Source organism: Streptomyces sp. SID12488, assembly GCF_010548275.1.
Classification (GTDB): Bacteria; Actinomycetota; Actinomycetes; order Streptomycetales; family Streptomycetaceae; genus Streptomyces.
Genome location: NZ_JAAGLT010000012.1, coordinates 176,751 through 197,909 on the forward strand (window position 1 = coordinate 176,751; position 21,159 = coordinate 197,909).

A 21,159-nucleotide genomic window follows, 5' to 3' on the forward strand; every position below is an offset into this window, starting at 1 on the left:
ATGTGGGGCGGACCAAGACCGCCCCAAGAAACCCCCACGGCATTCCCCGCCCGGCTGTCGGGTCTCGTGACCTGCGGTGGGGGCACGGACGAGAACCGGGACTGCCGACTCCAGCCGTGTGGTCTCCCATCGGCGCGCAGACGCATCGCAGGCACAGTCCGGGGGCGGCTCCGAACAGGCCGTTCGCCAAACCCCTTCCGTGAGACGGAAGAGATGTTGCGCCACTGTGACGCCCTTCCCGACGATGTCACCACCGCAGACCGACGGGAGTCGCACCCATGCCGCACACGACCAGTTTCGCCAGGAACCAGTGGTACGTCGCCGCCTACAGTCACGAGGTGGGCCGGGAGCTGCTCGGCCGCACGATTCTCGGAGAGCCCCTCGTCTTCTACCGGACCGAGGGCGAGGGGACGCCCGTCGCCCTGCACGACCGCTGTGTGCACCGGCGCTACCCACTCTCCGAGAGCGGACTCGACGGCGACCGGATCGTGTGCGGTTACCACGGCTTCACCTACGACACCACGGGTACGTGTGTGTACGTGCCCGGGCAGAAACGCGTCCCGCGCACCGCACGCGTCGCCTCCTACCCGGTGGTCGAGCAGGACGCCCTGATCTGGGTCTGGATCGGCGACCCGGCCCTCGCCGACGCCGGCACCATTCCGCGGGCCCGGCACCTCGACTCCCCCGGTTGGGTCACCGTCAGGGGCATGGAGCCGATCGACGCCGACTACGGACTGCTCGTCGACAACCTCCTCGACCTCTCCCACGAGACCTATCTGCACGGCGGCTACATAGGCACCCCAGAGGTCGCCGAGACGCCCATCAACACGGAGGTCGACGAGGGCGCGGGCATCGTCCGGGTCAGCCGACACATGGACGACGCCGAGTGCCCGCCGTTCTACGCCAGGTCGACCGGCATCGAGGGGCGGATCACGCGCTGGCAGGACATCGAGTACCACGCGCCGTGCCTGTATCTGCTGCACAGCCGGATCGCGCCGGTGGGTGTCCTGCCCGAGGCCGACGGCAGCGACCCGAACGGTTTCCACACCGAGATCACGTACGCGATCACGCCGTCGGCCGACGGGAAGGTGTACGACTTCTGGATGGTCTCGCGCGACTGGGCCACGGAGGACGACGAGGTCACCGAGTTCCTGCGGAGCAACAACCACACGGTGGTCATGCAGGACGTCGACGCGCTCAACCTCCTTCAGCGGACGCTGGGTTCGGAGCGGTCCGGGTACCAGGAGCTGAGCATCAACATCGACACCGGTGGTCTCGCCGCCCGCCGTATCCTCGCCCGGCTGGTCGAGGAGGGCGACAAGCCGGTGGAGAAGGTCCTGTGAGCGGCAGCCCGACAGGCGAGATCTACCGCATCGCCTGGCTGCCGGGAACGGACGTCCTGCACGGCACCTGCCACTGCGGACGTGAGCACAGTTCGCAGGACCCCATCGAGATGTGGGAGTGGATGCTCGCCCACCCGCAGGGACATCAGCCGCAGCCGGACCAGCCACAGGGAAACAGCTCATGAGCGTGTACGAGGCCGAACTCGTCGTCGAGCGGCGGGAGTCGGCCGCCGACGGCGTGCTGGCACTCACCCTGCGGCATCCGCTGGGCGAGGAGCTCCCGGACTGGGAGCCGGGCGCGCATGTCGATGTCGTGCTCGGGCCGGAGCTGGAGCGGCAGTACTCGCTGTGCGGTGACCCCGCGGACCGGTCTGCGTGGCGGATCGCGGTGCTGCGTGAGCCGGACGGGCGCGGCGGATCGGCCTACGTACACGGGCAGTTGGGGCTCGGTGACAAGGTGCGGGTAAGCGGCCCCCGAAACCACTTCGCGCTCAGGCCGGCGCCCCGCTACCGCTTCGTCGCCGGCGGTATCGGCATCACACCGATCCTGCCGATGCTCGCCGCCGCCGAGGCCGCGGGCGCCGAGTGGACGCTGCTTTACGGCGGGCGCACCCGCGACTCCATGGCGTTCACGGAGGAGTTGGGGCGGTACGGGGACAAGGTCACGTTCGCCCCGCAGGACGAGACCGGGCTCCTGGACCTCGACTCGGAGATCGGGCGACTGCCGGAAGGCACCCTCGTCTACTGCTGCGGACCCGGTGCCCTTCTCGACGCGGTGGAGTCGGTCTGCCCGGCCGGTGCGCTGCACGTCGAGCGGTTCGCGCCCAAGGTCCAACAGGCCGGTGTCGACACCGAGTTCGAGGTTGTCCTGCAGCGCAGCGGTCGTACGCTGACCGTGCCCGTCGAGGTGTCCGTGCTGGACGCGGTGCGCGGCGCCGGGGTCGAGGTGCTCTTCTCGTGCACCGAGGGCACCTGCGGCACATGTGAGACGGACGTGGTCGAAGGCACCCCGGACCACCGGGACTCGGTGCTCTCTGACGAAGAGCGGGAGGCGGGCGAGACGATGCTCATCTGCGTGTCCCGGTGCCGTGGCCCACGACTCGTCCTCGACCTCTAGAGCCACCGTCCCGCCGTCCCGGTCCCGCCGGGGCGGCGACTCACACGGCAAAGGCATTGACCCTGCTTCACCCGGGGCTTTACGTTCCCGCTGAGAACGACTGAGCACGTCTGCGAACGACTGAGCACGTTCGTGCTGTCCGCGCACAACTCGCCACCACCTGGCACAACCTGTCGGAGTACCACGATCGGTCCCACAGGAGGAGTCTTGCGTCGTCTCTTAACCGGCCTCACGGCCGTCACGCTCCTGGTCACCGCGACGGCCTGTGGGTCGTCGGACGGTTCCGGTTCGCCGGACGGCACCACGCCGTCCGGCGGCACGACCACTCTCAAGGTCGGCATCATCCCCATCGTCGATGTCGCGCCCCTCTATCTCGGTCAGCAGAAGGGCTTCTTCAGCGAGCGCGGGCTCAAGCTGTCCATGACCCTCGCGCAGGGCGGCGCGGCGATCGTGCCGGGTGTCGTCAGCGGGCAGTTCCAGTTCGGCTTCAGCAACGTGACGTCACTGATGATCGCCCAGGCCAACAGCGTGCCCGTCAAGGCCGTCGCCAACGGCATCGCATCAACTGGTGTACAGGGCAAGGACTTCAGCGCCATCACCGTGAAGAAGGACAGCCCGATCAGGTCGGCGAAGGACCTCGAGGGCAAGAAGGTCGCCGTCAACACCCTCAAGAACATCAACGAGACCTCGGTGCGCGAGTCTGTGCGCAAGGCGGGCGGCGACCCGGACAAGGTGAAGTTCGTCGAGCTGGCCTTCGACCAGATGCCCGCCGCCCTCGACGGCGGCCAGATCGACGCGGCCCAGGTCGTCGAACCCGCCCTCGCGACGGTCAAGAGCCAGGGCGGCCGTGAGATCGCCTGGCCGCTGGTGGACGTCGCGCCGAACTGCACCGTCGCGATGTACTTCACCTCGACCCAGTACGCCCGGAAGAACCCGGAGTTGGTGAAGAAGTTCCAGGAGGCCACCGCCGAGTCCCTCGCGTACGCCGACGCCCACCCGGACGAGGCCCGCCAGGCCGTCACGACGTACACCAGGATCCCGGCGGATGTGCTGGCGAAGGTGACCCTGCCGAAGTGGCCTGCCGAGGCGAACCGTGCCTCCATCGAGGCGCTGGAGAAGCTGGGCGAGGCGGACGGTCTCTTCAAGCAGTCCCCCGACCTGGACAAGCTGTTGCCGTGAGGGCGACGAACGCCTTGACCGGCGCGGCTCGGTCTCGTCGAGGAGGCGTACTTCCCGCCCGTCGCCCGGATCACCGGCGCCCTCGGCCACGAGCTGTCCGACGAGACGTTCGGGACGGCGCTCGGCGACACGCCCACCAGCTGGGCGCCGGGGCCGGCGGTCGCGGTGGGCGCCGGCATCGTCGTCGTGAACCTCGTCCTGGGTCTGCTCGGCTTCGCCCTCTCCGTCGTCTTCCAGCTGGTCGAGGGACGCGTTCTCGGCCGGGACGGCCTGCGCGCCTCGGCCCGGCGGTCGCCGCGGACCCTCGTGAACGTGAAAGGGCGATCCATGGGCGCGCTTCTCGATGTCACCGGCCTGAACAAGGTCTACGACGGTTCCGGGCGCCGGGTCGAGGCGGTGCGGGACCTCACCTTCGGCGTCGAGGCGGGTGAACTCGTGTGTCTGGTCGGGCCGTCGGGGTGCGGCAAGACGACGCTGCTCAAATGTGTGGGCGGGCTGCTGGCGCCGACGGCCGGCCAAGTCACGCTCGCGGGGCGGCCGGTGAGCGGGCCGCCGCCCGGAATGGCCCTCGTCCTCCAGGAGTACGGCCGCAGCCTGTTCCCCTGGACGCGTGTCGGCGACAACGTCGAACTGCCCCTGAGGCAGAAGAACCTGGCCAGGACCCGGCGCCGCGAGCTGGTCGCGGACGCGCTGCGGTCGGTCGGCCTCGCAGACGCGGCCGGGGCCTACCCCTGGCAGCTGTCCGGCGGTATGCAGCAGCGGGTCGCGATCGCCCGCGCGCTCGCCTACGAGCCCGAAGTGCTGTTGATGGACGAGCCGTTCGCGGCGGTCGACGCCCAGACGCGCGCCGATCTGGAGGATCTCGTACGGGGGCTGTGGCGGGTGCGCGGGATGACGATCCTGTTCGTCACGCACGACATCGACGAGGCCGTGTATCTCGGTCAGCGGGTGATCGTCCTGTCCGCGTCCCCGACCGTCGTCAGGAAGGAGCTGAGGATCGATCTGCCGGACGAGCGCGACCAGTTGCACACCAGGGTCGCGCCCCGCTTCGCCCAACTCCGTACGCAGGTGTACGAGCAGATCCAGGCGGCCAAGCGCGCAACACCCTCACCGGGTCCGGGTCCGACGGACAGGATCTGAGCCGGTGAGGTGAACGGGCGGTGGCCCCGGTGCCGTCGACGACCTGAACGCCGGCGGTTCCGGGGCCAGGTCCCGTCTCACGCCTCCGGGGCCGGCACCACGCTCAGGTGGCTCGCCGAGCGCCGCGGGCGGCGTGGTCCGCGTGCGGCGTCCGCCGGGCGCCGCGTCTCGCGGAGCACCAGCGTCAGCCTCGTATAGCCCATGTTCTCAAGGGACTTGGGGGTCTCGCCCACGACGCGGCACTCGGTGGCGCCCCAGCGCGGGTCGGGGTGCAGCAGCGGTCGTACGGCCCCGTCGTGCTGGACGGCCTCGGCGCCGACCGCCCGGATCCAGTGCGGCAGGCCCTGCCGGTAGGCGGCCTCCATGATCGGGTCCTGGGCGATGTCCCGGCGGATCGCCTGGAGGCCGCGGTCCTGGGCATGCCGCTCCACCGCGGCGGCGAAGTGGGCGAGCATCGGCAGGCACCAGCTCGACTCGTGCTCGCCGAGCACCGTGCCGGCGTCCGGGTGGAAAAGGACGAAACGGAGGAAGTTGTCACCGGGCATCGCCGTGGGATGCGGGCCGACGGCGCGGAAAAGTGTCTCGAACGCGGCGTTGGAGAGGACCACGTCCCAGCGGTGGTCGACGACGACGGACGGGAAGGCCAGGGCATCCAGAAGCATGGCGTAGTCCCGCAGATACGCCTGGGCCTCGGGCCCCTCGGGGACGGGCCGCGGCGTCGGCCGCTGCCCTCCTGCCTGAAATGCCATCGGGAGGTCACCCCTCTTGCCTATGCGGCCTTCACGCGGCGCCCTGATCCTGATGCCCTGGGATGAGCCGTGTCAACTATCGTGGCATTTCATGCCTGTTGACGGCTGAATCTGGCCACAGATGTGGCGAGAGCTGGATGTGAGTTCGAACAACCCGCTACTCTCTCCGGGCAGTTCACGGTGCCTGACGAGGTCGCGGATTACGCACCCGTCATGGATGACGCGCACAGACACAAAAGACTCAGAAGACGGTAGGAGACCTGTCGGTGACGGATGGCTACGAGGTTCCGGGCGCCACGGCGACGGTTCTGCTGTCCGCCGTCGTGCTCCGGGTCACCGCACTCGCGGACCGGCTCGGTGTGTCGCACGCCGAGGTCTTCCACACCGGGCGGCTCTCCGCCGCGTCCGGTGTTCCGGAGAGCGTCGTCAAGGCCCTGCTGAGCGGGCAGAGCGCCGGCGAACCCGATCTCCAGGCCCGTTTCCTGCAGCGACTGGGACTGCTGCGCCGCACGCGCCTCAAGCCGAACGGCCGCAAGTACACGCAGCAGGAGATCGCCGACGGCGCCGGAATGTCGCGCCAGCAGGCGGGCGCCCTCATCAACGGCGACCGGCGCCCCACCATGGAGCACTGCGACGCCATCCAGCGCTTCTTCAGAGTGCACGCCGGTTTCCTCAGCGCGGAGGATCCCGAGGCGCTCGCGGGCGCCCTCCAGCGCTCCGAACAGGAGCTTCTGCAGCGACTCGCCGACCGTGACCGCGAGGCGGCGAAAGCCGCCGGCGACCCGCTGGAGCGGCTGCTTCAGGACCACGGCGTCCGCGGAATCGCCTGGCGGGCCGCGCAGCTGCCCTCCGACCAGCACCGCGACAAGGTCGCCGAGTGGCTGGACATGCTTCTGGAGAGCGTCAAGCGGCCGGAGTCGTGATCCGAGGGATGACTGTGAACATCGGCAAGGAAATGCGCCGTCTGTGCGGCGAGTTGGTGACCGAGCTGAGTCTCCCGGCACCAGCCGAACCCGCCGACCTCTACGCCGCGCTGTGCGACGCCATGAGCAGACGCCGCGGCCGTCCCGTCCTGTTCCGCGCGGCTCCCTTCCCGCCCGGAACGGCCAGCGGGCTGTGGCTCGACATGGCCGACCAGGACCTCATCGTGGTCGAGGAACGCACCGCGCCCGACCACCAGTTGGTGATCCTCGGGCACGAGCTGTGGCACATGCAGGCCGGGCACTGCGGCCACCACGTCGAGGGCGCGGCGGTCGCCGCCCGGCTGCTCAGCGACACCGCGGACCTCCAGGCCACGATCCGCAAGGTGGCCGCCCGCACCCGCTCCGACCTCGCCGACGAGCAGGACGCCGAAAGCTTCGGCCTGCTGCTGGCGAGCAAGTGCCGTACGTGGCTCGCCGGTTCGGCGCGGCAGCCGGTGCGGCGCGATCAGCTCGCGGGCCGCATCGAGGCCTCCCTGGGCTATCGCGGGCCACAGAGCTGAGGCGGCGCCCGCCGTGAACGACTCCAGTTACTACGTGCCGTCCACCGCGATGGTGATCGTCCTCCTCCTCAAGGGCCGGGCGGTGCTGCGCGCCTGGCGCGACCCACTGCTGCGGTCGGTGTACGCGCTGCTCCTGCTGTCCGTGCTGGTGTTCTTCTTCGCGGCCCCGCCGACCATCGCGTGGGTCAACCACGTCACCGCCGTCCCGAACTTCTCGGCGCCGCTGGTGTACTGCCTGCTGAGCGCCTTCAGCGCCTCCTGCCTGGTGCTGATCATCAACTGGCGCGGCGGCCCGCCCGAGGCCACCCGGCGCGCATCTCGGCGCTGGATCGCCGGGTACGCGGTGGTCATCCTGGCCACGGCCGCCCTGTTCGCGCTCGGGGACGCGCCCGAACAGCGCCTGCGCGACTTCGACACGCACTACGCCAACACCCCGTTCATCCGCGAGATGATCGTGCTGTACCTCGTCGCGCTCACGGCCTCGAACATCGCGATGAACATGGTGTGCTGGCCGTGGGCACTCCAGGTGCACGGCTGGCTACGGGTGGGGCTGCTCGTCATCGTGGCCGGTTTCTTCTGCAACATCGCCTTCGCGGCCACCAAGCTGACGGCCGTGATCGCCCGCTGGAACGGCGAGAACCTCGACTATCTGAGCACCTACGTCGCCCCCGCGATGGCCGCCTCCGCGGAGATCGTCACCGCGGCCGGCTTCTTCATCCCGCTGGCCTTCCAGCGCGTCGGGGACGTGTGGAGCACCTGGTCGACGTACCGCCGTCTGAGCCCGCTGTGGCGGGAGCTCGCCCCCCTGTCGGACCACGGCGACCGTGCGGTCCGGATCGCCTGGTGGTCCCCCGCCGAACTCCAGGTCACCCAGCGGGAGTCCGACATCCACGACGGCATGCTCAGCCTGTACCCGTACTTCGACCCGGCCGTCCGCACCCGGGCCTACGAAGCCGCCCGCACCTCAGGGTCCTCCCCCGAGGGAGCCCGGGCCGAGGCGGACGCGGCGATGGTGACAGCGGCCTTACGGGCCCGGGCGGCGGACCCGGAGGGCACGGTCGTCAACGCGGCGGCGACAGGGGAAGGCGGAGCCCCGGCAGCCGAGGGCCCCCGCGACCTGGTCGCCATGTCCCACGCCCTGCGCCGGTCCCCGGTGGTCGCGGCGGTACGAGAAGGAGCGGTGGCCTGGCAGTAGAGGCTGCGCTGCCGTTTTCAGGGGCGCGGGGCTGTGTCGATGTGCGGCTCCGCCGCGTGGGCGCGACAAGCCAGGACGGCGCCGCAGCCGCAAAACTACGTCGCACTACGCTCACTGACCTCCCGCAAGCCCTGTTCCATCACCTGCGCGGGCCGCCCGTCGACCAACAACTCCCGCCAGTGCTCCCGGCTCCAGTCGGCCGGCGCGCTCCCCCCGGTGAACTCCTCCACGAGCGCCACGAACCGTGCCGGATCACTGTGGAACGGAAAATGCCCCGCCCCCTCGAAAATCTCCAGCCGGCTCCCCGGCATCGCCTCGTGCGCCCCGTACGCGTGCCGCACCGGCACCACGCTGTCCCGGTCGCCCCACAGCAGCATCGTCGGCATGCCCTCGGTGAGATAGCACCGGTCGAGCATCGTCACGACCTGCCCGCGCCAGTCGACCACCGCACGCAACGTACGGATGAAGGCGTTGCGCGAGGTCTCGTCGGGCAACGCGTCCACGAGAGTCAGCAACTCGGGCGCGTCCCGGCCCAGATCCGTGTCCAGAAGCTTCATCAACCCTACGACGAGCCCCACTTGGAGCCGCATCCCGGGCAACCGCAGAGCGGAGAGCGCGAGATGGGCGCCGGGCAGCGAGACCGCCCGCAGGACCGGGTTGACCTCGCGGCCCACACCGCCCGCGCTGACCAGGATGAGCCGCTCGGTGCGCTCGGGGAACTGGTAGGCGAACTGCATGGCCACCCCGCCGCCGAGGGAGTGTCCGACGAGTGTCGCGGACTCGATGCCGAGCGTGGTGAGCAGATCGCGCACACCGTTGGCGTAGGCGGCCACCGAGTAGTCGGCGCGGGGCTTGTCGGAGGCGCCGTGGCCGAGCAGGTCGGGGGCGATCACGGTGTGGCTGCGGGCGAGGTCGGGGATCAGCTCCGCCCAGGTCGCCGAGGAGTCCCCGATACCGTGGATCAGGACGAGGGCGGGGCCCTCGCCGGCCATACGGAAGGCCCGGCGGTACCCGTGCACGACGCGGTACCGCAGTTCCAGTTCGTCGTCGCCGACCGGTCGCAGCCGTACGGCGCGTGCCGGTCCGTGACGCGGGATGTCCGTCACACCGCTCACCTCCCCGCTTCCAGTGCCCTGGACTCCTTGCCGAAAATCCTTTCCCTTCAGCGTAGAACCCCATTCTCACCAGGCGTTTCGAGGAGGTTTCGCCTCCGCTAACCGAGCGAACCGACCTGTGCGGAAGCGGGATTGTCAGTGGCGGGCGGCAAGCTGGGAGGTGCAGGGATGAGCAGAGATGACGCCGACATGGGGAGAGCCGTCCGATGCCGACCGCCGTACTGACCGACCGTGAGCGCACCGCCGTACAGGCCTACTTGCGGCTGCTGCACACCGTCCGCGCAGCCTTCGACGTACCGCCGGGGAGCCACCGGCCCCCCGTCGTGCCGCCCGCCGTTCTCGCGGAGGCGGAGGCGGCCCTGGCGGAGGCGGGTCTGACGGGCAACGAGGAGAGGTTCTTCCGGTTGCTCAGACAGGCTGGTGCGGCACACTGACCGCCGTCGCCAGCAGCCCCTGCCGCACGGTCCAGCGTCCGTCGAAGTGACCGAGTTCCCGGCCGTCGACGATCGGTCCGGGCACCAGCAGCCGGGCCCGGAAGGTGCCGTACGGGTGCGAGCCGGAGGCGGCCGTGAACTCGATGTCGGCCTCGCTGAAGTCCAGCCACCTGCCGGTGAGCGGGAACCACGCCTTGTAGACCGCCTCCTTGGCGCTGAACAGCAACCGGTCCCAGTGCACGCGGTTTCCGTGCGCGCCGGGGCCGTCCGCCGTCAGCGCGCGCAGGTGCGCCACTTCCGTGGGCAGGGCCACGGAGTCGAGGACGCCTTCGGGCAGCGGCTGGTGGGGTTCGGCGTCGATGCCGACGGAGGCCAGGTCGGTGGCGCGGACCAGTGCGGCGGCGCAGTAGCCCTCGCAGTGCGTCATGCTGCCGACCAGGCCGGCCGGCCACTGCGGGGCGCCCCGCTCACCGGGCAGTACGGGCTGCGGCGGCACGCCGAGCTTCTCCATGGCCCGGCGTGCACACGCGCGGACGAGGGTGAACTCGCGGACGCGCTTGGGCACCGCCCGCGCTACGAGCGCCGCTTCCTCGGGGTACAGCGTCGCGCCCCCGGGCCCACCGGCGCCGTACGCGCCGTCGATTGTCTCGTCACCGTACGTTTCCACGGCCACCACCGTGGCCGGAAGCAGCTCCTCGATCATCGGATCCGACCTCCATCGGCAGTATGCGGCGCAGCCTTCCCGGGTCTCCCGGGCGCTTCTGCCATTCGCGGGGGTAGCCCACTGACACTTCTTCGAAGCGGACGCCCTCGTGCCAGGTGGTCCGAGGGATGTGCAGATGGCCGTAGACCATGGTCGCGACGCGGAACCGGCGGTGCCAGTCGGCGGTCAGCGTGGTGCCACACCACATCGCGAACTCGGGGTGCCACAGCACGTCCGTCGGATGCCGGTCCAGCGGATAGTGGTTGACGAGCACCGTCGGCAGGCCCTCGGGCAGCTCGGCGAGCCGCCGCTCGGTCTGGGCCACCCGGGCCCGGCACCAGGCCTCACGGGTCGGATAGGGGTCGGGGTGCAGGAGGTACTCGTCGGTGCAGACGATGCCCGTGCTCTCCGCGTACGCGAGCCCCTCCTCCTTGGTCGCGCAGCCCCGCGGCAGGAAGGAGTAGTCGTAGAGGAGGAAGAGCGGCGCGACGGCGACGGGGCCGCCGGGGCCCTCCCACACGGGGTACGGGTCCTCGGGCGTCGTCACACCCAGCTCACGGCACAGGTCGACCAGGTGTTCGTAGCGGGCGACTCCACGCAGGGTGACCGGGTCCTTGGGGTGGGTCCACAGCTCGTGGTTGCCGGGTGCCCAGATCACCTTGCGGAACCGGCCGGCAAGGGTTTCGAGGACCCAGCGGATGTCGGCCACCGACTCCGACACGTCGCCGGCGACCAGCAGCCAGTCGTCGTCCGTCTCCGGGTGCATCTGTTCGACCAGGGTGCGGTTCTCCGCGTAGCCGATGTGCAGATCACTGATCGCCAGCAGCTGTCCGGCACCGCCGGCAGTCGTCTCCAACCCAGCCCCTTCCCCATCCGAACTCCGCCCCCGCGGGCGCACGTTCGGATCCACAAGAACACATCCCCGACAGCCGGACAAGTACGGCTTGCCGCCCTCCGGACAGCCTCTCCGCGCAGCTCACCGGGCGGGCCGAAGATCATTACAGGTGACCACTGGTGGTGCACAAGGGAACACACGGGGTACTGCTGACGATTCCGTAACACGCGCGTAGCAGTAACAGGGTCTGCGGAGCCTTATGATCGCCTCAACACTTCCGCCAAAAACCCGGTTCGCACCCGGGTGGCTTGTGGTGTTCCCAACTCTCCCCTGGCCGGGCTCGGCCCTGTTTTGCCGTGCCCGTGAACCTTGAAAGGTGGCCCTGCATGGTCTCTCGCGTACGCGTCTGGCTCAACCGCACGTACGCGGAGAACGTGTTCTTCATGGAACAGCTGCGGAGAAATCCCAGCGACCGCGCGGTCGAGATCCACGCCACCCACGGGGACGCCGACTCCCCCGTCCTGGCCGCCGCCGACACCGCCGCCATGGAGCCCGAGGGCCTGTCCCCCGCCGCGTACGTGGAGTACGCGCTCGACCAGTGCGACCGCCGCGAGATCGACGTGTTCGTGCCGCGTCTGCACCAGGACGCGATCGTCGACCACCGCGCGGACTTCGAGGCCGTGGGTACCAAGCTGCTCGCGCCGACGCCCGAGGCGGTGGCCGTCTTCCAGGACAAGGCGACCGCGTACCAGGCCGTCGAGGCGGTCGGTGTTCCGACGCCGCCGTGGTGGCGGGTGCGCAGCGCCGACGAACTCATCGTCGCCGTCGAGCAGTTGGAGGCCGACGGTCACAAGGCGTGCTTCAAGCCGGCGGCGGGCGCGGGCGGGGTGGGCTTCCGTGTGATCACGCGCGCTCCCTTCTCGATGTCGCACCTCAACGGATTCCCCAGCCCCTACGTCCAGTTGGACATGGTCCTCGACGTGCTGCGGAACACCGACGAGGACGTCGACTGGCTGGTGATGCCCCGTCTGGAGCAGCCGGAGGTGTCGGTGGACTGCCTCACCGGCCCCGACTCGCGCATCCGGATGGCGATCGGCCGCACCAAGAACGGCCGGCGGCGCGGCTTCACCCTCGACGAGGCCTGGCTGCAGCCCGCGCGGCTCATCGCCGAGGGCTTCGGTCTGCACCACCTGAGCAACATCCAGTTCCGGATGTACGAGGGCCGGCCCGTCCTGATGGACGTCAACACGCGTCCGGCCGGCGGCCTGCATCAGCTCCAGCTGTGCGGTATCAACGCCCCCTGGGCCGCAGTGCAGTTGGCGCTCGGCGAGGACCCGGGCGACCTGGTTCCGCCGTTCCTCGGCCAGGACTACGCGGTGATCTCCGCACCGCGCCCGGTGCGCGCGGTGTCGGCACACGCGGACGAGGCCCCGGCGCACACCTCCACGCTGCCCGCCGTACCGGCACCGGCAGCCGTCGAGGAGTCGGTCACGGCAACGGCGGCGGAGGCATCCGCGGGAGCCCCGGCGGCGGCCACCGCGTAAAGAGCCCTTCCCTCACTCCTCCTGCCAGACGTATTCACATCGGTCTGGACCAATCGGCGCTGTGCACCTTGACAGCCCGACTGGTCCAGACCAACTTTGTTGCGCACCCCTCTGCACCTCCGTGCATCTCTGCACTCCCGGGAAACCCCCATCACTTCAGGGAGATCGCGTGCGCTTCACACTCACCGGACACCGGCTGCTCGCCCTGCTCGGCTCCGCCACCCTGGCCCTGGCCGGGGCGGTCGCCCTGCCCGGCACGGCCCAGGCGGCCAACATCCTGTCCAACCCCGGCTTCGAATCGGGCTCCCTCTCCCCCTGGACCTGTACCGGCAACCTCGGCCAAATCGTCTCCTCCCCCGTCCACGGCGGCACCAAGTCCCTTGCGGGGGCGGCCAGTTCGAGCGACAACGCCAAGTGCTCCCAGACCATCACCGTCCGTGCGAACACCGCCTACACGCTCAGCGGCTGGGTGCGCGGCTCGTACGTCTACCTGGGCGTCGACGGCGGCCCCTCGACCTGGACGACGTCCCCCTCGGCGTACGCCCAGCTGTCCGTCCCCTTCACCACCGGCGCCGCGCAGACCACCGCCACGGTCTACACCCACGGCTGGTACGGCCAGGGCACCTACCAGGCCGACGACATCAGCCTGGACGGCCCGGGCGGTGGCGGCTCCGACACCCAGGCGCCCACCACGCCCGGCACACTCCGCTCCACGGCCAAGACCTCCTCGACGGTCTCCCTGACCTGGAACGCCTCCTCCGACAACGTCGGCGTCACGGCGTACGACGTCTACCGGGGCGCCAGCCAGGTGCTGAGCGTCTCCGGTACGTCGGCCACGGTGAGCGGACTGGCGCCGAGCACCGCGTACTCCTTCTCGGTGAAGGCGCGGGACGCGGCGGGCAACGTGTCGGCGGCCTCCAACTCCGTCAGCGTCACGACGGACGCGGGTGGTGGCACAACCGGCTTCAAGCAGGCGGCGCCCTATCTCTACCTCGGCTGGGGCGACCCGCCGAGCGCGACCTCGGTGATGAGCGCGACGGGCGTCAAGTGGTTCACGATGGCGTTCGTCCTGTCCTCCGGCGGCTGCAACCCGGCCTGGGACGGCACCCGCGCGCTGACCGGCGGCAACGACCAGAGCGTCATCAACTCCATCCGGGCGGCAGGTGGTGACATCGTCCCGTCGATCGGCGGCTGGAGCGGCAACAAGCTGGGCCCGAACTGCTCGACGCCAGAGGCACTCGCGGGCGCCTACCAGAAAGTGATCGACGCGTACGGGCTCAAGGCGATCGACGTCGACATCGAGAACTCGGACGAGTTCGAGAACGAGGTCGTGCAGGACCGCATCCTGGGCGCCCTGAAGATCGTCAAGGCGAACAACCCGGGCCTGCGCACGATCCTGACCTTCGGTACGTCGACCACCGGACCGACCTACTGGGGCAACCGCCTCATCGAGCGCGCCTCGGCCCTCGGCGCCAACATCGACGTGTTCACGATCATGCCGTTCGACTTCGGCGGCGGCGCCGACATGTACACCAGCACGGTGAACGCCACGGAGGGGCTGAAGACGAAACTGCGGTCGACGTTCGGCTGGGACGACGCCACGGCGTACGCCCACATCGGCATCTCCGGTATGAACGGCCTGTCCGACCAGCAGGAGCTGACGAGTCCGACGACCTGGACACAGATCCGCGACTGGTCCAACTCCCACCACATCGCCCGCCTCGCCTACTGGGCGGTCAACCGTGACCGGCCCTGCCCCGGCGGCGGAGTGGTCAGCAACTGCTCGGGCATCAGCCAGAGCTCCTGGCAGTTCACCTCGATCACGGCCGGCTTCACGGGCTGACCGGCAGCGTGACGGGGCCCGGCCGACCGGCCGGGCCCCGTCACCATTCGTGCACCAATCCGTCAGCCGCGCGTCAGCCGCAACGTCTGCACCTCGAACGGCCGCAGCGTCACCGGCACCGAGTCACCATCCGTCTGCGCCTCGGACAGCGGACGCTCCAGCAGGTCGGTGATCTTCGCGCCCGCCAGCGGGAACCCGGTGCACAGCGCACCTTCCGCACGGCCGCCGCGCGACTCGTAGAGGCGGACGACGACATCGCCGGACGCGTCGTCGGCGAGCTTCACCGCCTCGATCGTCACACCGTCGCCGTCCGCCCACACGACCGGCTCCGGGGCGCCCGCGGCGTCCGCGACACGCAGCGGCAGGTTGAGGGAGTAGCCCTCGGCGACCGCGTCCTCGATGCTCGCGCCGGGCAGCAGCGAGTACGTGAAGCGGTGTTTGCCCTGGTCGGCGCCGGGGTCGGGGATGCGCGGGGCGCGCACCAGCGACAGGCGGACCGTGGTCGTCGTACCGCCGTCCTCGCGGACCGTGCGGGAGACGTCGTGGCCGTACGTCGAGTCGTTGATGACGGCGACGCCGTAGCCGGGCTCGGCGATGTGGACCCAGCGGTGGCCGGAGACCTCGAAGCGGGCCGACTCCCAGGTGGTGTTGGTGTGTGTGGGCCGCTGGACGTGGCCGAACTGGATCTCCGCGCTGGAGTGGGCCGCGCGGACGTCCACCGGGAAGGCCGCCTTGAGGATCTTCTCGGCCTCGTGCCAGTCGATCTCCGTCTCAAAGTCGATCCGGGGGCTGCCGGCCCGGACGGTGATCGTCTGGACGATCTTCGAGCCCTTGCCGAAGTCGCGCTCCACGCGGATGGCGCCGAGGAGCGGGTCCTCGTCGGTCACTGTGACGGAGGACGTCTCCAGCAGGTCCGTGTAGCGGTTCTGGTAGTGCTTGTCGATGTCCCAGGCGTCCCAGTAGTTCGGGAGGTCGGTGTGCAGGCGCAGCAAGTTGCCCTTGTCGGCGAGGACTTCACGGTTCGCCTTGAGGTCGCGGACCGAGGCCAGCGTGCCGTCCGCCGCCAACTCCACCCGTACGAGGCCGTTGTCGAGGACCCGCCCCTCGGTCACCGTCACCGGCTGCGGGGGTTCCGCGACGGCCAGCGGGGCGCTGCCGTTCGCCGCGACCTCCACGTACATGGGGACGCCCGTCGAGGTGCGGACCACCTCGGACCGGTCGTACGGGCTGGTGTTGAAGGCGCGGGACTCGCCGCCGCCGAGCGCGGCCACGGCCTCGGCGGTGATCGCCTCCAACTCCTCGGCCACGCGCGCGTATTCGGCCTCCGCCTCGCGGTGCACCCAGGCGATGGACGAGCCCGGGAGGATGTCGTGGAACTGGTGGAGCAGGACCGTCTTCCACAGGCGGTCCAGGTGCTCGTACGGGTACGCGTAGCCCGGCGCGTGCAGCGCGGCCGTCGTCGCCCACAACTCGGCCTCGCGCAGCTTGTGTTCGCTGCGCCGGTTGCCCTGCTTGGTGCGGGCCTGGGAGGTGTACGTGGCCCTGTGCAGCTCCAGGTACAGCTCGCCGACCCAGACCGGGGCGTCGGGGTACTCCTCGCGGGCCTTGGCGAAGAACGCGTCGGGGTGCTCGATCTCGACGGTCGCCGAGCCTTCCAGGTCGGCGAGCCTGCGCGCCCGTTCCATGATCTCGCGGGTGGGGCCGCCGCCGCCGTCGCCCCAGCCGAAGGGGGCCAGCGAACGCGACGCGACGCCCTTCTCCTGGTAGTTGCGTGACGCGCGGGACATCTCCTCGCCGCTGAACCGGGCGTTGTAGGTGTCGACGGGCGGGAAGTGCGTGAAGATGCGGGTGCCGTCGATGCCCTCCCACCAGAAGGTGTGGTGGGGGAACTTGTTGGTCTGGTTCCAGGAGATCTTCTGGGTGAGGAACCAGTCGTTGCCGGCGAGCTTGGCCAGCTGCGGGTAGGCCGCGGTGTAGCCGAAGGAGTCCGGCAGCCACACACCCTTGGTCTCGACGCCGAAGTGCTCGATGAAGAACCGCTTGCCGTGGATGAGCTGGCGGGCCATCGCCTCGCCGCCGGGCAGGTTGCCGTCGGCCTCGACCCACATGCCGCCGACCGGCGCCCACTGGCCCTTCTTCACCGACTCCTGGATGCGGGACCACACCTTGGGGTAGTTGTCGCGCACCCACTCGTACTGCTGGGCCTGCGAGCAGGCGAAGATGAAGTCCTCGTACTCGTCGGCCAGCGAGGTGACGTTGGAGAAGGTGCGGGACGTCTTGCGCTTGGTCTCGCGGATCGGCCACAGCCACGCCGAGTCGATGTGCGCGTGGCCGACACCCGAGATCTTGTGGGCGCTGGCGTTGGCGGGCTTGGCCAGCGTGGGGGCCAGGGCCGCTCGTACGGCCGCCGCCGAACCGGCCACGTCGTCCAGGTCGAGGAGGTCGAGCGCACGGTCCAGGGCATGCGCGATCTCATGGCGGCGCGGGTCGTGCTCGCCGAGCTCCAGCATCAGCTCGCGCAGCACCTGGACGTCGAGGTCGAGGTGGAAGACCTCCTCGTCGAGGATGGCGAGGTCGGCGCGCTGGAAGGTGTAGATCGGCTTGTCGCCGGCGGTGAGGATGTCACCCATGGGGGTGATCTTGGAGAAGTTGTCGGCGAGGATGTCCGGGTTGGAGGCCGCCTCGACGAGGTAGTCGATCTCCTCGCCGCCCGTGGCCGGGTTGGCGACCGGCACGTACTGGTTGAGCGGGTTGACCGCCTTCAGCGGGGTGCCGTCGGTGAGGTGGACCAGGGCCTCGGCCTGGTTGCCGGGCCAGTCGCCGACGAAGCCGAGGTCGATGACGGCCTCGACGCGCCGACCCGCCCACTCCTCGGGCACCCGGCCGCGCATCCGGAACCAGGTGGTGCCCCAGGGCGGGCCCCAGAGGGTGTCCATGGCGAAGGGCGCGTACTTCGCCCCGGCCGCCTCCTCGAAGGAGACCGGCTCGCCCGGCGCCTGCCAGGCCTCGACCTCGAAGGGAACCGTGGCCGCGTAGATCGCCGCCTTGATCCGCTGGTCGTGGAGGCGCTGGACGCGCTCCTCGATCCGCCGGCGTTCGTCGTGCATGAGAAGTCTCCAGACCAGATTCGAGCAGACCAGATGTGAGCAGACCGGATACGGGCAGCCGGATCCGAGCAGCCGGTTCGAGCGGGAAAGCGCTTACTTAAGGTACGCCAGGCCGGGGTGGACGGCGGTGTATCCGTCGACCAGTCTGCGGGCCACGTTCACGGAGTCGACGAGCGGGTGCAGCGCGAACGCCTTGACCGCCGTCGCACGGGAGCCGGACTCGGCGGCGGCGAGCACCTCGCGCTCGACGGCCTTGACCGAGCAGACCAGGCCGGAGGCGTGGTCGGGCAGCGGGTCGACGGTGACGGGGTGGGCGCCGTTGGCGTCGACCAGGCAGGGCACCTCGATGACGGCCTCGGCGTCGAGCACCGAGAGCGTCCCGCGATTGCGGACGTTGAGGATCAGGGTGGTGCGCTCGTCGCGGGCGATGGCCCGCATCAGGGCGAGGGCGACCTTCTCGTAGCCCCCGGAGAGGTCGTCGGCGTCGCGTTCGCCCGCGCCCGCCGTCTCGCGGGCCTCGGCCATGTAGGTCGCCTCGCGCTCGGCGCGGGTGCGGTCCCAGGCGGTGAGGGCGGCGGTGCCCGGCTGCTTCATCTCGTCGTAGAAGCCGGCCTGCTGGTCGCGCAGGAAGGCGCCGCGGGTCTTCTCGGCCTGGCTGTAGGCGCGTACGGCCTCGCGGTTGAAGTAGTAGTAGTGCAGGTACTCGTTCGGGATGGCCCCCAGGGACTGGAGCCAGTCGGTGCCGAAGAGCTTTCCCTCCTCGAAGGAGCCGAGGAGGTCGGGGTCGGCGAGCAGTCGCGGGAGTTCGTCGCGACCGTTGACGCGCAGCCCGCGTACCCAGCCGAGGTGGTTGAGGCCGACGTAGTCGATCCACGCCTCACCGGGGTTGGCGCCGAGCACCCGGGCGATACGGCGGCCGAGGCCCACCGGGGAGTCGCAGATGCCGATGACGCGGTCGCCGAGGTGGCGGGACATGGCCTCGGTGACCAGACCGGCCGGATTGGTGAAGTTGATGACCCAGGCGTCGGGGGCGACCCGCGCGACGCGACGCGCGATGTCCTCGGCCACCGGGACCGTGCGCAGGCCGTAGGCGATGCCGCCCGCGCCGACCGTCTCCTGGCCGAGGACGCCCTCGGCCAGCGCCACCCGCTCGTCGTCGGCCCGGCCCTCCAGGCCGCCGACGCGGATCGCGGAGAAGACGAAGTCGGCGCCGGTGAGCGCCTCGTCGAGGTCGGTGGTGGCGCTCACCTCGGGGGCGTCGGGCACCCCCGCCGCCTGCTCGGCCAGGACCCGGGTGACCGCCGAGAGGCGGCCCGCGTCCAGGTCGTGCAGCACGACATGCGTCACCCGGCCCTCGGCGTGGTCGCCCAGGAGCGCCCCGTACACGAGCGGCACGCGGAAACCGCCGCCGCCCAGAATCGTCAGCTTCAAGGTTGCACCTTTCCTGCCGTGATGACCTGCACCCCGGCCTCCTGCAGAGAGGACTGCGTCGCCGGGTCCACCGGCGCGTTCGTCACCACCATGTCCAGGTCCTCGGGACCGCAGACCTTCGCCATGCCCGTACCGGGGAACTTGGCACGGTCGGCGAGCAGGACGACCCGGTCGGCGGCCTTGATCATGGCGCGCTTGACCGGCACCTCGACCACCGTGGTGTCCATCACCTGGCCGCCGGGCCGGACGCCGCTGGTGCCCAGGAAGAGCCAGTCGGCGTGCAACTGGCGCAGGTTGTCCTCGGTGAGGAAGCCGACCAGGGAGCGGTACTCGCGCCGGACCATGCCGCCGAGGAGCACCAGTTCGATGCCCTCGTCGTCCAGCAGCTCCTCGAAGACCACCAGGTTGCTGGTGATCACCGTGAGGCGGCGGCCATGCAGCTGCCGGGCCAGCCGGTAGGCGGTGGTGCCGATGTCGAGCAGCACGGACGAGCCGTCCTCGACGAGGGAGGCGGCCTTGGCGGCTATCGCGTCCTTCTCGGCGACGCGCACCTCGGCGACCTCGGCGAAGGGCTGGTCGCCCTCCTCGACCACGGCGCCGCCGTGGACACGTGTGAGCAGGCCCTCCTCCTCCAGTCGGACCAGGTCACGCCGGACGGTGGCGGGGCTCACGCCCAGCTGCTCGGAGAGATCGGTCACTGCTGCGGGGCCCCCTGAACGCAGGGCCCGCAGGATGAGTTGATGTCGTCGTTCTGCCAGCACGCCGTGAACAGTACTCGTCATCTTCAATCATTTCTATGCTTGCTTCTGCTCGACTCTTGCCAAATCTTCTGAAGGCGCGCACGATTCCGGTCATCAAACTCATCAAACTGACGAGTTTTGACGAGAGGATGCGCGCGTGGACGACGAACGGCCCGATGTGCTGCTGACCGGGCTGCTCTTCTTCGACCTCGTCCTCACCGGCCTGGGCAAGCCCCCGACGCCCGGCGAGGAGATCTGGACGTCGGGGATGGGCACCAGCCCCGGCGGGATCGCGAACCTCGCCGTGGCCGCCGCCAGGTACGGTCTGAGAACGTCCCTGGCCACCGTCTTCGGGGACGACGCGTACGGCGCCCACTGCCGCGACGTCCTCGCCGGCCAGGAGGGCGTCGACCTCTCGCTCTCGCGCACCGCGGACGACTGGCACACCCCCGTCACCGTCTCGCTCGCCTACGACGGCGACCGCGCCCTGATCACCCACGGACAGCCGCCCCCGTACTCCCAGGACACCCTGCTGGGCGACCTGCCCGAGGCGCGTACCGCCCTCGTGCACCTGGAGGCCGAGCCCCACCGGTGGCTGGCCAAGGCGGCGGCGAACGGCACCCAGATCTACGCGGACGTCGGCTGGGACCCCACCCAGGTGTGGTCCTCGGACCTGCTCGACCAGCTCGCCCTGTGCCACACCTTCCTCCCCAACGAGACCGAGGCGATGGCGTACACCCGCACCGACACCGCGGTTGCCGCGCTGGGCACGCTCAGCGAGCTCGTCCCGGTGGCCGTCGTCACCCGTGGCGGTGACGGCGCGATCGCCGTGGACCAGACGACCGGCGAGTACGCCACGGTCCCGGCCCTCGCCGTGGACGTCGTGGACTCGACGGGCGCCGGTGACGTGTTCGGCGCCAGTTTCGTCGCCGCCTCGCTCGGCGGCTGGTCGCTGGAGGAACGGCTGCGGTTCGCCGTACTGGCCGCCTCCCTGTCCGTACGGGAGCGCGGCGGGGCGCTGGCCGCGCCCGGCTGGTACCACGTCCACCGCTGGTGGCACACGCTGGAGGATCCCGAACTGCGGCGCGCCTACGGCTTCCTGGCCGACCGGCTGCCGGCCGATCCGGGGCCGCCGGTGCGGTTCGCGCCCGTCACACCCTGACTTTCCCCCCTTTCCCCCCTTTCCTTCTTTTCCCCTTAC

Annotated in this window: 19 protein-coding genes; 12 read left to right on the top strand and 7 right to left on the bottom strand. The window is 70.2% G+C overall.

All coding sequences use genetic code 11. The features are described 5' to 3' along the window. Window positions 1–278 precede the first annotated feature (278 nt). From G3I56_RS20430 to G3I56_RS20450, 5 genes are all read left to right on the top strand, one after another. Window positions 279–1,343 carry an aromatic ring-hydroxylating dioxygenase subunit alpha gene (locus G3I56_RS20430; protein ID WP_164410889.1) on the top strand — a complete coding sequence of 355 codons (1,065 nt, stop codon included), beginning with the start codon at window positions 279–281 and terminating at the stop codon, window positions 1,341–1,343. Beyond that, entirely contained in the window at window positions 1,340–1,528 is a 189-nt protein-coding gene (locus G3I56_RS20435) for a hypothetical protein (RefSeq protein WP_164410891.1), read from the top strand. The genes G3I56_RS20430 and G3I56_RS20435 overlap by 4 nt, the downstream gene beginning before the upstream one ends. After that, window positions 1,525–2,460: a PDR/VanB family oxidoreductase gene (locus G3I56_RS20440; RefSeq protein ID WP_164410893.1), complete on the top strand. Its 936-nt coding sequence runs from the start codon at window positions 1,525–1,527 to the stop codon at window positions 2,458–2,460. Before G3I56_RS20435 ends, G3I56_RS20440 begins: the two co-directional genes overlap by 4 nt. A gap of 207 nt (window positions 2,461–2,667) precedes the next feature. Beyond that, complete coding sequence (locus tag G3I56_RS20445; RefSeq protein WP_164410895.1) at window positions 2,668–3,639, top strand: ABC transporter substrate-binding protein; 972 nt, start codon at window positions 2,668–2,670, stop codon at window positions 3,637–3,639. A 327-nt stretch (window positions 3,640–3,966) separates the two neighbouring features. After that, the gene (locus G3I56_RS20450; protein ID WP_164411011.1) at window positions 3,967–4,779 is read left to right on the top strand and encodes an ABC transporter ATP-binding protein; all 813 of its coding nucleotides are present in this window, start codon (window positions 3,967–3,969) and stop codon (window positions 4,777–4,779) included. A 77-nt stretch (window positions 4,780–4,856) separates the two neighbouring features. Here G3I56_RS20450 and G3I56_RS20455 read toward each other — a convergent pair whose 3' ends face one another. After that, window positions 4,857–5,528 carry a hypothetical protein gene (locus G3I56_RS20455; protein ID WP_164410897.1) on the bottom strand — a complete coding sequence of 224 codons (672 nt, stop codon included), beginning with the start codon at window positions 5,526–5,528 and terminating at the stop codon, window positions 4,857–4,859. A gap of 266 nt (window positions 5,529–5,794) precedes the next feature. Here G3I56_RS20455 and G3I56_RS20460 point away from each other — a divergent pair, with 266 nt between their 5' ends. The 3 genes from G3I56_RS20460 to G3I56_RS20470 are packed head-to-tail and all read left to right on the top strand — an operon-like array spanning window position 5,795 to window position 8,206. After that, window positions 5,795–6,451, top strand: coding sequence for a helix-turn-helix transcriptional regulator (locus G3I56_RS20460; protein ID WP_164410899.1), 657 nt, complete (start codon window positions 5,795–5,797; stop codon window positions 6,449–6,451). 32 nt (window positions 6,452–6,483) lie between these two features. Beyond that, window positions 6,484–7,011 carry a toxin-antitoxin system, toxin component gene (locus G3I56_RS20465; protein WP_164411013.1) on the top strand — a complete coding sequence of 176 codons (528 nt, stop codon included), beginning with the start codon at window positions 6,484–6,486 and terminating at the stop codon, window positions 7,009–7,011. Between the two features lie 13 nt (window positions 7,012–7,024). Next, window positions 7,025–8,206 carry an MAB_1171c family putative transporter gene (locus tag G3I56_RS20470; RefSeq protein ID WP_164410901.1) on the top strand — a complete coding sequence of 394 codons (1,182 nt, stop codon included), beginning with the start codon at window positions 7,025–7,027 and terminating at the stop codon, window positions 8,204–8,206. Between the two features lie 95 nt (window positions 8,207–8,301). Here the strand turns inward: G3I56_RS20470 and G3I56_RS20475 are convergent, their stop codons facing one another. Next, window positions 8,302–9,312, bottom strand: a complete 1,011-nt coding sequence (locus G3I56_RS20475; protein WP_164410903.1) for an alpha/beta fold hydrolase — start codon at window positions 9,310–9,312, stop codon at window positions 8,302–8,304. Window positions 9,313–9,527: 215 nt separating this feature from the next. Between G3I56_RS20475 and G3I56_RS20480 the strand changes: the two genes are divergently transcribed. Continuing rightward, window positions 9,528–9,755 carry a hypothetical protein gene (locus tag G3I56_RS20480; protein ID WP_164410905.1) on the top strand — a complete coding sequence of 76 codons (228 nt, stop codon included), beginning with the start codon at window positions 9,528–9,530 and terminating at the stop codon, window positions 9,753–9,755. Here G3I56_RS20480 and G3I56_RS20485 read toward each other — a convergent pair. Both G3I56_RS20485 and G3I56_RS20490 read right to left on the bottom strand, forming a co-directional pair. Then, a complete protein-coding gene (locus G3I56_RS20485) occupies window positions 9,730–10,458 on the bottom strand; it encodes a 4'-phosphopantetheinyl transferase superfamily protein (RefSeq protein ID WP_164410907.1) in 729 nt (242 codons plus the stop codon). The two genes, G3I56_RS20480 and G3I56_RS20485, sit on opposite strands and share 26 nt — an antisense overlap. Then, complete coding sequence (locus G3I56_RS20490) at window positions 10,406–11,314, bottom strand: metallophosphoesterase (protein WP_164410909.1); 909 nt, start codon at window positions 11,312–11,314, stop codon at window positions 10,406–10,408. Before G3I56_RS20490 ends, G3I56_RS20485 begins: the two co-directional genes overlap by 53 nt. Before the next feature lie 365 nt (window positions 11,315–11,679). On the opposite strand from G3I56_RS20490, the gene G3I56_RS20495 reads away from it, so the two are divergent. Next, window positions 11,680–12,837: an ATP-grasp domain-containing protein gene (locus tag G3I56_RS20495; RefSeq protein WP_164410911.1), complete on the top strand. Its 1,158-nt coding sequence runs from the start codon at window positions 11,680–11,682 to the stop codon at window positions 12,835–12,837. A 169-nt stretch (window positions 12,838–13,006) separates the two neighbouring features. Further along, a complete protein-coding gene (locus tag G3I56_RS20500; protein ID WP_164410913.1) occupies window positions 13,007–14,680 on the top strand; it encodes a carbohydrate binding domain-containing protein in 1,674 nt (557 codons plus the stop codon). A 62-nt stretch (window positions 14,681–14,742) separates the two neighbouring features. Here the strand turns inward: G3I56_RS20500 and G3I56_RS20505 are convergent, their stop codons facing one another. From G3I56_RS20505 to G3I56_RS20515, 3 genes are all read right to left on the bottom strand, one after another. Further along, entirely contained in the window at window positions 14,743–17,787 is a 3,045-nt protein-coding gene (locus tag G3I56_RS20505; protein WP_164410915.1) for a glycoside hydrolase family 38 C-terminal domain-containing protein, read from the bottom strand. 93 nt (window positions 17,788–17,880) lie between these two features. Continuing rightward, window positions 17,881–19,218: a 6-phospho-beta-glucosidase gene (locus G3I56_RS20510; RefSeq protein WP_164410917.1), complete on the bottom strand. Its 1,338-nt coding sequence runs from the start codon at window positions 19,216–19,218 to the stop codon at window positions 17,881–17,883. After that, the gene (locus G3I56_RS20515) at window positions 19,215–19,979 is read right to left on the bottom strand and encodes a DeoR/GlpR family DNA-binding transcription regulator (RefSeq protein WP_164411015.1); all 765 of its coding nucleotides are present in this window, start codon (window positions 19,977–19,979) and stop codon (window positions 19,215–19,217) included. The genes G3I56_RS20510 and G3I56_RS20515 overlap by 4 nt, the downstream gene beginning before the upstream one ends. 136 nt (window positions 19,980–20,115) lie before the next feature. On the opposite strand from G3I56_RS20515, the gene G3I56_RS20520 reads away from it, so the two are divergent. Further along, window positions 20,116–21,120 (top strand): carbohydrate kinase family protein, encoded by a 1,005-nt coding sequence (locus G3I56_RS20520; protein ID WP_164410919.1) that lies wholly within the window; start codon window positions 20,116–20,118, stop codon window positions 21,118–21,120. Window positions 21,121–21,159 lie beyond the last annotated feature (39 nt).

What these genes read in the sequence shown, in the direction of transcription:
- G3I56_RS20430 (WP_164410889.1), top strand. Translation starts at nt 279, where the DNA reads ATGCCGCACACGACCAGTTTCGCCAGGAACCAGTGGTACGTCGCCGCC.
- G3I56_RS20440 (WP_164410893.1), top strand. Translation starts at nt 1,525, where the DNA reads ATGAGCGTGTACGAGGCCGAACTCGTCGTCGAGCGGCGGGAGTCGGCC.
- G3I56_RS20450 (WP_164411011.1), top strand. Translation starts at nt 3,967, where the DNA reads ATGGGCGCGCTTCTCGATGTCACCGGCCTGAACAAGGTCTACGACGGT.
- G3I56_RS20455 (WP_164410897.1), bottom strand. Translation starts at nt 5,528, where the DNA reads ATGGCATTTCAGGCAGGAGGGCAGCGGCCGACGCCGCGGCCCGTCCCC.
- G3I56_RS20465 (WP_164411013.1), top strand. Translation starts at nt 6,484, where the DNA reads ATGCGCCGTCTGTGCGGCGAGTTGGTGACCGAGCTGAGTCTCCCGGCA.
- G3I56_RS20480 (WP_164410905.1), top strand. Translation starts at nt 9,528, where the DNA reads ATGCCGACCGCCGTACTGACCGACCGTGAGCGCACCGCCGTACAGGCC.
- G3I56_RS20485 (WP_164410907.1), bottom strand. Translation starts at nt 10,458, where the DNA reads ATGATCGAGGAGCTGCTTCCGGCCACGGTGGTGGCCGTGGAAACGTAC.
- G3I56_RS20495 (WP_164410911.1), top strand. Translation starts at nt 11,680, where the DNA reads ATGGTCTCTCGCGTACGCGTCTGGCTCAACCGCACGTACGCGGAGAAC.
- G3I56_RS20505 (WP_164410915.1), bottom strand. Translation starts at nt 17,787, where the DNA reads ATGCACGACGAACGCCGGCGGATCGAGGAGCGCGTCCAGCGCCTCCAC.